The 9,479-nt window shown below is 43.9% G+C and carries 12 protein-coding genes; 8 read left to right on the forward strand and 4 right to left on the reverse strand.

The window, feature by feature from the left end; all coding sequences use genetic code 11:
- The 5 genes from VK080_RS00535 to VK080_RS00555 form a co-directional block, all read left to right on the forward strand.
- On the forward strand, positions 1–572 hold a 572-nt coding region (locus VK080_RS00535; protein WP_324222850.1), incomplete at its 5' end, for an SDR family oxidoreductase.
- 215 nt (positions 573–787) lie between these two features.
- Positions 788–1,174, forward strand: coding sequence for a hypothetical protein (locus tag VK080_RS00540; protein WP_324222851.1), 387 nt, complete (start codon positions 788–790; stop codon positions 1,172–1,174).
- Positions 1,171–1,512 carry a hypothetical protein gene (locus tag VK080_RS00545; protein ID WP_324222852.1) on the forward strand — a complete coding sequence of 114 codons (342 nt, stop codon included), beginning with the start codon at positions 1,171–1,173 and terminating at the stop codon, positions 1,510–1,512. Before VK080_RS00540 ends, VK080_RS00545 begins: the two co-directional genes overlap by 4 nt.
- 126 nt (positions 1,513–1,638) lie before the next feature.
- Positions 1,639–1,974: a PadR family transcriptional regulator gene (locus VK080_RS00550; RefSeq protein ID WP_324222853.1), complete on the forward strand. Its 336-nt coding sequence runs from the start codon at positions 1,639–1,641 to the stop codon at positions 1,972–1,974.
- Between the two features lie 18 nt (positions 1,975–1,992).
- Entirely contained in the window at positions 1,993–2,754 is a 762-nt protein-coding gene (locus VK080_RS00555) for an HAAS domain-containing protein (RefSeq protein ID WP_324222854.1), read from the forward strand.
- A 128-nt stretch (positions 2,755–2,882) separates the two neighbouring features.
- On the opposite strand, the gene VK080_RS00560 is transcribed toward VK080_RS00555, so the two are convergent.
- Positions 2,883–3,734, reverse strand: a complete 852-nt coding sequence (locus tag VK080_RS00560) for a lipoate--protein ligase family protein (protein WP_324222855.1) — start codon at positions 3,732–3,734, stop codon at positions 2,883–2,885.
- Between the two features lie 88 nt (positions 3,735–3,822).
- Between VK080_RS00560 and VK080_RS00565 the strand changes: the two genes are divergently transcribed.
- The 3 genes from VK080_RS00565 (at position 3,823) to VK080_RS00575 (ending at position 6,236) form a co-directional block, all read left to right on the forward strand.
- Positions 3,823–5,154 (forward strand): HD domain-containing protein, encoded by a 1,332-nt coding sequence (locus VK080_RS00565; RefSeq protein ID WP_324222856.1) that lies wholly within the window; start codon positions 3,823–3,825, stop codon positions 5,152–5,154.
- Positions 5,144–5,644: a YwgA family protein gene (locus VK080_RS00570; protein ID WP_324222857.1), complete on the forward strand. Its 501-nt coding sequence runs from the start codon at positions 5,144–5,146 to the stop codon at positions 5,642–5,644. The genes VK080_RS00565 and VK080_RS00570 overlap by 11 nt, the downstream gene beginning before the upstream one ends.
- 70 nt (positions 5,645–5,714) lie before the next feature.
- A complete protein-coding gene (locus VK080_RS00575) occupies positions 5,715–6,236 on the forward strand; it encodes a YwhD family protein (protein ID WP_324222858.1) in 522 nt (173 codons plus the stop codon).
- A gap of 286 nt (positions 6,237–6,522) precedes the next feature.
- On the opposite strand, the gene VK080_RS00580 is transcribed toward VK080_RS00575, so the two are convergent.
- The 3 genes from VK080_RS00580 to VK080_RS00590 all read right to left on the reverse strand — a co-directional run.
- Positions 6,523–8,589, reverse strand: a complete 2,067-nt coding sequence (locus VK080_RS00580) for a PBP1A family penicillin-binding protein (RefSeq protein WP_324222859.1) — start codon at positions 8,587–8,589, stop codon at positions 6,523–6,525.
- Positions 8,590–8,741: 152 nt separating this feature from the next.
- Positions 8,742–9,149, reverse strand: a complete 408-nt coding sequence (gene mntA, locus VK080_RS00585; protein ID WP_324222860.1) for a type VII toxin-antitoxin system MntA family adenylyltransferase antitoxin — start codon at positions 9,147–9,149, stop codon at positions 8,742–8,744.
- A gap of 117 nt (positions 9,150–9,266) precedes the next feature.
- Positions 9,267–9,479 (reverse strand): hypothetical protein (locus tag VK080_RS00590; protein ID WP_324222861.1); only part of this gene is annotated, 213 nt, incomplete at its 5' end.

The following is a 9,479-nucleotide window of genomic DNA, read 5'->3' on the forward strand; positions in this document are numbered from 1 at the left end:
ATAAAGGGGAACGCAATAAACTTGTGAACAACGCCGAAAAGGAATGCGGACCGATTTCATTACTTGTCAATAATGCCGGGATTTCCGGCGGCGGGCCTGTTGAACAGCTTGATCCGGAAGATTTGGAACGGGTGGTGCACTTGAATTACACAGCCACTGTCCTGTTAACACAATTGGTTTATCAATCGATGAAGCAGCGGAAGAAAGGCGCCATCGTTAATGTCACGTCATTGTCGGGGTTGCGGGGCACATATGGCGGGACGGCTTATGCCGGGTCAAAATTCGCTATGACCGGTTTTACGCATTCACTGGCGTTAGAAGCCATTGAACACGGCGTAAGAGTAAACGCCGTCAGTCCAGGGTTTGTTGATACGGAAATGGGAAGGGCCTCTGCTCAGAAAAAAGCGAACCGACAGAATCGCTCGCTTTCAGAAGTGGTCAAGGAATCGATACCATCGGGACGTATGACGACACCGAGGGAAGTCGCTAACACCATTGCCTTTTTATTAACAGACGCTGCGGAGAACATTGTGGGTGAGTCTGTGAAGATTTCAGGCGGAAGTGTTTTATGATGAAGTGAGATACTAGCTTATAGAGGTGATTTATGCATCCCTTTCGGTCGGGTTTGAATGAAAGGTGTTTTCCGCTCTTCTCAGGTTACTTATCTTGGATAGATCGCGATTTCCCGAATGCTGCTAATTAATTGTATGTTCAGGAAACAAATCCTGCTTTTGTCCGCAATCAAATGGTATAATAAACAGAGATGATTATTAGAGGGGGAAATTGGGTGGATCCTTCACAGAAGGAAGTCATTAATGAAATCATCAAGACCTATAAAGAATCAGGTGTAATCTGGAAAGTAACTAAAACGAAACACTATGGACTATCACATTTAGAAAAGCGAAAAAGAAGAAATGATTTACCGAGTGATTGGACACTTAAAGAGTATAACATCCATATTATGAATATAATGACTGATATATATAATGACGTGCATATATATTATCTACCTGGATTTACTCAGAACTATTTTACATTTGATAATGGAAAATGGATTATTATAATTGAAGAAGATAAGATTATTGAGACAGCCATGAAAGGAAATCCGGATAACTACTTTGCCAATAATCCCGGGTACGCATATCTGGGAAAAGTAAAGGATGTATTAAAATGAGTATGAGCGAATACAAACAGGACATTCTTAATTATGGAGATGACGTACATGATCTAGAGTCCAGCCCATTTGAAAGTTTGCGGATGTTGCATGATAGAACTAAAATTCATGAGGTACATGATCTATTAGGTTTTGATGAAAAAGTCTTACTCGGGTACTATGATTTAAAACTAATTGAAAATGTTGATGACATGGTTGAACATATCGGGAAAGTGTACGATTTTAAATTATCGGATGTCAATAATATCCCATATGAGCAATGGTGGTGGCATTTGGATAAAATTGCTGAAGGCAGTATGGATTTTGGTATTTCGACTGAAAAAGGAAAAGTCATGTGATCTGTGATGAGCGTACAGTTGGGGCTGTGCGCTTTTTATTAAATAATGTCTTGCATTACAAGGTATTAACGGCTATAATACTTATATATCTTGTAATACAAGATATACGAGCGAGGTGATACACCGTTGTCGACAACACAGATGATGAAAGGGATTCTGGATGGCTGTCTGCTGGCCATTATCAAAGACAGAGAAGTATATGGCTATGAGCTGGCTGAGCAGCTGGAGAGATACGGGTTTGATTCTTTAAGCGAAGGAACAATCTATCCGTTGTTAATGCGCATGCAAAAAGAAGAACTGGTCACGTCCACACGAAAAAAATCAACTGCCGGGCCGAAGCGAAAGTATTATTCCCTAACAGCAAAAGGGGAAGAGGAACTGGAAAATTTTATTAAACGGTGGGATTATTTGCGTGCTAATGTTAATCGTGTACTAAAACATGAAGCAGCATCTGATGAGTGATAGAAAGGGGATGAAAAGGTGAAACATGCCAACATAAAGCTATCTGAAAAGAGCAGAAAATTTCTGGAGGATTTACGCGTATATTTATTTTCAAGCGGTAAGAAAGAAAGCGAAATTGATGATATCGTTGAAGAATTGGAAGTCCATTTGATAGAAGCAGAGGAAAAAGGAAAACCGGTTGAAAAAATTATCGGCCGTTCGCCAAAGGAATATATGGAGCAGCTGTCAGATGAGATACCTGCTGATTATAAAACATGGTTTCAGTATATCGTGATCATCTTGTTTGGGGGTTTTTCATTTACAATAGGTTACGATTTAATGGAGGGAACGCTATCCTATTCATTGCTTGAATTAATTGGTCATGTTGTAATAGGTGTTATCTTTATAGCTGGTGTTCTAGCCGCGTTTAAATACATAGCCGGTAATCAACTGTCAAAGTGGAAAGAACTGACTGTATTGTTTGCATTGGTATTAACGCCGACTGGTATGTATGTCGGTTTGATTTATTTAAATCGAGCTGTTGAAACACCGGTAATTCACTTTGGTATAACAGGAACAATCATAACAGCAATTGTTACCGCTGTGTTCATTGTTGCCGTTTCCTGGTGGGCAAAGGCATGGGTGCTTCCGATTATTCTGACATTGCTGATACTGCCGGAATCCTTGCTTGGGATGACGCCGATGAATCAGGAATTAGTGCTCGCTTTAAGTACAGTTATCAGTTTTGGAGGTATAGGTGTCTATCTTTTGATTGTCAGTAAGATGGATAAAGCAACGTAATGTTGGGAGAGGGCCTATTTTGTGCGGGCCCTCCTTGTATATCGCCCTGAATTCCGCCCAAAACATAAACTTCAGCCCGCCCGGATTCGAAAACTTCCACCCCCAAACCATCCTTTCCAAAGGCAAAATCACTGCATCCCCGCCACTTTCTCATTCCGCTTCACCATCTGTTCATACCGCTTTTCAAACTGCACCAGTTCCTCATCGGAAAAATCATCCGTTACAATCCGGTCGCTCACATCCTGTATCCCCTGCAACACCCGCTGTTTCATTGCATCTATTGTCAAATCCATGCCAAGCAGCTCCGACAATGAAGCCATCACTGACGGGTCGACGTCCGGATAATCGAATTTAGTTTCCTCGCCTTTCCGGGCAATATCATAAAAATCCCGGATCAGCCGTGCGCGCTCCCGGCCTTCTCCTGCCACATCCATATAAATTTGAATCGCCGCACCATCTTTGACACGTCGCTGCGAAATACCGGCAAATTTCCGCCCGCCAATGCTCAAATCATAATCGCCGGGGCAATACGATCCGACAATTTCATACGCCTTAATTTGATCCGTTAAGTCCTGCAATATGTAGCGGATAAAGCTCACCATCGCTTGATAGCAGTCATGGATGGAAATTCCCTTGACATCAGGCAGAACAAGCGAGATGTTCAGTACACCGGAGTCCAGTGCAACCGCCAGCCCGCCCGAGTTCCTCACAATCGCCTGATAGCCGCGGTCCGACAGCAGTTGGACACCTTCCCCCAAAAACGGCAAGCGTGTATCGGGAATGCCAAGCACGACCGTATCCGGATGGACCCACAGCCGAAGTGCCGGAACAGACTCACCGCTCCTCGCAAAAAGGGCCAGAACATCATCAACGGCAAACGATGTCAAAGCCGTATATCGTTTGCCATGAAAAAATTTTTTTCCTGAATGATCAAGATAACGAAATTGCCTGTGTGCGACTATATCTTCCCAATTTTTCATATGCTGCTCCTTCGACTACAACTTTTATCCTCAGGGTAACTATTATATAATATATGATAACATTGTCGAACAGAAACGGGTTGAAATCATGCCATATAAAGAAAAACAATTACACGAAGAAAAAGTATTTAAAGACCCGGTACACCGCTATGTCCACGTGCAGGATCGGGTTATCTGGGATTTGATTGCCACACCGGAATTTCAGCGGTTAAGGCGGATCAAGCAGCTTGGCACATCGTATTTGACGTTTCACGGTGCTGAGCACAGCCGCTTTAATCATTCGCTCGGTGTTTATGAAATTGTCCGGCGCGTCATCGGCAATTTTGAAAATAGCGATGACTGGAACGATGAAGAGCGTCTCCTTTGTCTGTGCGCTGCGCTACTGCATGACCTGGGGCACGGGCCGTTTTCCCATTCGTTTGAGAAAGTTTTCAAACTGGATCATGAACATTTTACCCAGCAGATCATTCTCGGTGATACCGAGATACATAGCATCCTCGAACGGGTGGAACCAGGCTTTTCGCAAAAAGTAGCTGACGTGATTGATAAAACGTATGAAGATAAGCTTGTCGTCAGTCTTATTTCCAGCCAGATCGATGCCGACCGGATGGATTATTTGCAGCGTGACGCTTATTTCACCGGTGTGAGCTACGGCCATTTCGATATGGAGCGGATCTTAAGAGTGATGCGACCGCTGGAGGATCAGGTGGTCATCAAATCAAGCGGTATGCATGCGGTTGAAGACTATATCATGAGCCGCTACCAGATGTACTGGCAGGTTTACTTCCACCCAGTGACAAGGAGTGCCGAAGTGATTTTGTCGAAAATCCTGCAACGGGCCAAGTATTTATTTGAAAATAACTATACATTTAAATTGAAGCCGTTCCATTTTATTTCATTCTTCAATGAAGATGTCGGACTTGACGATTATTTAAAACTGGATGAGTCGATTGTCTTCTATTATTTTCAGTTGTGGCAGGAAGAAGATGACGACATACTGCGGGACTTGTGCGAACGTTTTATGAACCGCCGTCTGTTCAAATACATTGAGTTTAATCCGAAGCTGCAGATGAATGAATGGGTGGAACTCTATAATCTGTTTCAGAAGGCAGGCATCAATCCGGACTATTATTTGGAGGTTGATTCCTCATCAGATTTGCCATATGACTTTTACCGTCCGGGTGAAGAGGATGAACGGTTGCCGATCAATCTGCTCATGCCGGACGGGAGCTTGAAGGAGCTGTCCAGCAACTCGGACATTGTTGAATCCATCTCCGGGAAAAAACGGACGGACCACAAGCTGTATTTTCCCGGCGATTTTCTGATAAGCCTGAGCGATGACAACCCGGTTAAACAACGGATCATGGAACTATTGGATTTTGAACAACCGCTGGAAGGAGAACGAGAAAATGCTGACTAACCATACTAGACTCATGCAATTTTTTTCGGCTGCCAATGAAGTAACTGGACGGAAAAAACTGCAAAAAATGATTTACATTCTGCAAAACTGCAACATACCGTTTGAAGAAAAATACCAGTTTCATTTTTATGGACCGTATTCAGAAGAGCTTTCTTTAAGAGTTGAGGAACTGTGCAATCTCGGCTTCATTTCCGAGGAAAAGGAAACGAAGAGCAGCTATGTTCAGTACCATTATCAGATTACCAATGACGGGAGGGAATTTTTGAATCAGTTTCATCCGGACATGCCGGATATGACCGAACAGATCGCCTTGTTGCAAAGCAAAAGCTCACGTTTTCTTGAGCTGGTGTCAACGATATTTTACTTTAAAGGACTGCCGGAAGATGACATGGTGAAAAAGATACACACCGTCAAACCGAAACAAAAGTATACTGATGCGGAAATAGACGAAGCATTCCGGTTCATCGAAGCGATTAAGCCGTCCCAATGAGCTTTGGATGAAAAACGTTTCAAGAATATGCTACAATTGGAACCAATATCAATTCAGGAGGGTTCTTGAAATGTCAGATCAATCTTCCAACCAGAAGAAGACCAACCAATTTACGATCATCAAAGACGATCCGAACGATGGGCATGGCGGCTACGGTATCGGTTCGATCAGTCTTGAAAATATGTCATCTGTCATCATCGATCCGAACGACGACCGTGCCTATGTCGATATGGAAGCGATGCATGCCCGCAGTGCAGTTGAGCGTCGTGTGAAGTTTCAGAATGATCGGGAAGTCGTGAAAAACGGTAAATTGTACTGGATTGTCTGGGTTACCGTGGAAAAAGGCGAAAACGGGCCGTACTTTGCTGGAGTGGCCGGCAGTGAAATTGTGGTTGACCGGAAAATTAAGCGAGCGTATAAATCCATGCCTGAACATGTGAAACAAATGGAACAATCGCTTAAAGGCAAGATTGTCGTGGACCATATGGATGATCATTCCAAAAAACTGCTGAAGGATTTCCTTGCTGATTTCGAAGGCGGCGACATGTGGAAAAACTCGACGGAGGAATTGAAAAACGCCCTGCCGGAATGATCAGTCGACTCGAATAAGTGAACATTTTATGACTTATTTATGAACAATTGATTAAAATCTTGTACTTTAAATATTAAATTTGTAAAATATCTGTACATGGGCGAACTCATGTATTACTAGGACACAAAAGGGGCTGACTCTTTCACGGAGAGTCAGCTTTTTTTGGTATTTTACAAACACCTCGCTCAACTATAGATATTTTTGCTCTTCTGTCGATATCAATGTTCATATAGAGACATGCAACGCCGGATTTTTATCATGACAGGTGCCAACGCCAGCTGACTTCTTAAAACAGCCAGTCAAACACACGATTAAACAAACCTTGCTCCTCGTCTTCTTCACGCAGCTCTTCGCTGTCTTCCTGATTTTCTTCTTCACCGGGCATGTGCACGGTGCAGTGTCCCTCGGGTTCTGTTCCTTTTTCAAAATACATGATACGGCTTGTGTCGCAGTATGGGGTCGCTCGTTTGCCGCTCTCGGGATCGACAGCGACGCCGACAACCCCGGACGGCACATTGAACCTTTGAGCATCGGTACCTTTATGCGCTTCTTCCATAAATGACGCCCATATATTCTTGGCCATCGCTTCTTCCGCTGTTTTTGTTATGGGCACGTTGTCGTCATACCCGGTCCAAATGCCGGTCACCAGCGACGGACTGTAACCGATCATCCAGCTGTCGGTTTCGGTAGTACCTGATTTTCCGGCGTAGTCCCGCGTCAGCTGGTCGGCAATCGATGATCCCGTTACAGACATATAGCCGTCCAATGCCCGATCAAACATCCCAGTCATCAGTTGTGTCAGCACAAACGCCGATTGCGGATCAAGCACACGCTTTTTCTCGTCCTGTTTGCGTTCAAAAACGGTGTTACCGTGCCTGTCAACGATTTTTTCCACCGTATGCCCTTGGATATCATAACCGCCGTTAGCAAGCATGCCGTACCCGGTAACCATATTTTCCAGCGTAACCGACGCGGTGCCTAGTGCGAGAGACGGAACAGCAGGCAGTTCACTTGTGATCCCGAATTTGTTGGCGGTCTCAGCCAGTTTTTCCGGCCCGACATATAAATTGGTTTTGACGGCATACACATTATCGGACAGTGCCAGGGCCTGGGCGAGTGTGATTTGTTCGTTCGCGTAATAGCCGTTATAGTTGCTCGGCTGATAAACCTCACCATCTTCAAGCCTGAATGCGGTCGGTTTGCTCATCAGCATGGTCGTTGGCGTATAGCCGTTGTTCAATGCTGTATAATATAAAAATGGTTTGAAAGCTGATCCGGGCATGCGTTTGGCGTTCACTGCCCGGTTGAACGGACTCTTTGTGTAATTCCTGCCGCCGATTAAGGCACGAATCCCGCCGTTATCCGGATTCATGGCAATGGCACCAATTTCAATATCACTTCCCGGCTGAATCTGATTTCCCGTATGTTCTTTCAGTTGTTTTTGGAGCCGGGTATCGAGTGTGGTGTGAATCGTGTAGCCACCGGAGCGGACTTTTTCCGCATCAAGCTCCAAAATGTCTGCTGCTTCTTTTAATGCCGAATCCTGGAAATAAGGGGCGACTGAAACTTTTTCTCGATCTGTTGGTTCGGTGAAGGCCAAATTTTCCCTGACAGCGAGAAAATGCTCCTGTTCCGTAATCTGGTCATTTTTCATCATTAATTCTAAAATACGCTGCTGTCGGTTTTTCGCATTCTCAAGATGATTAAACGGGGAGTAATACGATGGCCCTTTGGGGATAGCGGCGAGCATTGCGGACTCTGCCAGTGAAAGGTCGCTTGCGGATTTATCAAAATAATGCCGGCTCGCTGCTTCTACTCCGTGAGCACCATGTCCATAGTAAATGGTATTTAAATAACCTTCGAGCAGCTCGTCTTTTGAGTAATACATTTCCAGTCTTACTGTGTAAAATGCTTCCTTCAGTTTTCGCGCCCATGTTTTTTCATGTGATAGAAACAGATTCCGGGCGTACTGCTGGGTCAGCGTACTCGCCCCTTCTTCCAGTGAAAGATTTTTTAAATCCGTTAAGGCTGCACCGGCAATTCGCTGCAAATCAAAACCATTGTGGTCGTAAAAATACTGATCCTCAATCGACAGCGTTGCGTCAATCAAATGCGGTGACATGTCCTCCAGGTCCACCCAGTAACGGTTTTCTGCGCCACTTTCTTCACCGATCACTTCTCCGTCAGTACTGTAGTAAATCGTGTTTTGGTCATTGGTGAGCTGCGGCGGTCCCAATAGAAAGCTGGCAAAATAGACCCCGGCTAAGAAAAGCAGCCCGAGTGCCAATAACCCGAATGGTATGAGATAAAACAGCCGATATTTTTTCCCGTTTAAACGCAATAAATGTTTCATATGTTATAGCCCCGTTTGTGATAGGTTCATTAAATTCATTATGGGAAAAAATTGGCGGAATTAAACCCGGGCGCTATATTTGCTGACGGAGGCTGCCCAATTTATTACAAAAAATGCCTGGATTTGATACATCCAAGCGCTTGCTTAAGTATTCATTTGTCATAAATCGAACCTCTTTCCCGGATCTTATCTAAAACGACCTGTCTTTCTTCATTCAATCTGGCATACATACTCATGACTGTCATTTGAACCCTTGCCCGCTGAACGTCATCTTTTGTGTAAATGACACGGCTGCTGTAAAAAATCTGTGCCTGGAAAACGGTGGTTGCTTCGCGGATATTCACAAGATCAACGTCCATATTCAGCACGGCAGCAAGCTCCTGTCCCAGCATAAATGTTTCATATGCGGAGGGTGACTTGTTTTCACAGTAAAAGGCAAGATCGATATCACTTTCACTGTGCTCGGTTCCTTTAGCTTGCGAGCCAAAAAGCATAAGAAAGACCGGGTCAAGTTTTGGAACGAGAAAGTCTTTCACTTTTTCGATTTTTCCGGACTGCATAGGGATACCTCCCATGTTTGAGTATGACCATTATATCAATAATTTGACCGCAAGTTTAATGGTTTGGCTATTTTAAGTAGGTGAGACTCCACAGTGACGAGCGATATTTCCACTGAGTCAGCTGTTAAATGACAATAAAATTGTATAATTCATAACGAAGTATAAAATCGCTTTGCGTTGATCTTCAAGAATAGGGCTATTTAGTCGAATAAGAAGGATTTTCTTAAGGTTTGTCGAAGTAGTATTTAAATTAAAAAATAAGGAGAGATGAGAAGATATGGGCAATCCCATTGAAAGGAGAATCAGTACCATTTTCATTCCCGTAAGTGA

Origin of the sequence: Lentibacillus sp. (assembly GCF_035301925.1) — a bacterium.
GTDB lineage: Bacteria > Bacillota > Bacilli > Bacillales > Amphibacillaceae > Lentibacillus.

What these genes read in the sequence shown, in the direction of transcription:
- VK080_RS00545 (WP_324222852.1), top strand. Translation starts at nt 1,171, where the DNA reads ATGAGTATGAGCGAATACAAACAGGACATTCTTAATTATGGAGATGAC.
- VK080_RS00560 (WP_324222855.1), bottom strand. Translation starts at nt 3,734, where the DNA reads ATGAAAAATTGGGAAGATATAGTCGCACACAGGCAATTTCGTTATCTT.
- VK080_RS00565 (WP_324222856.1), top strand. Translation starts at nt 3,823, where the DNA reads ATGCCATATAAAGAAAAACAATTACACGAAGAAAAAGTATTTAAAGAC.
- VK080_RS00570 (WP_324222857.1), top strand. Translation starts at nt 5,144, where the DNA reads ATGCTGACTAACCATACTAGACTCATGCAATTTTTTTCGGCTGCCAAT.
- VK080_RS00575 (WP_324222858.1), top strand. Translation starts at nt 5,715, where the DNA reads ATGTCAGATCAATCTTCCAACCAGAAGAAGACCAACCAATTTACGATC.
- VK080_RS00580 (WP_324222859.1), bottom strand. Translation starts at nt 8,589, where the DNA reads ATGAAACATTTATTGCGTTTAAACGGGAAAAAATATCGGCTGTTTTAT.
- mntA (WP_324222860.1), bottom strand. Translation starts at nt 9,149, where the DNA reads ATGCAGTCCGGAAAAATCGAAAAAGTGAAAGACTTTCTCGTTCCAAAA.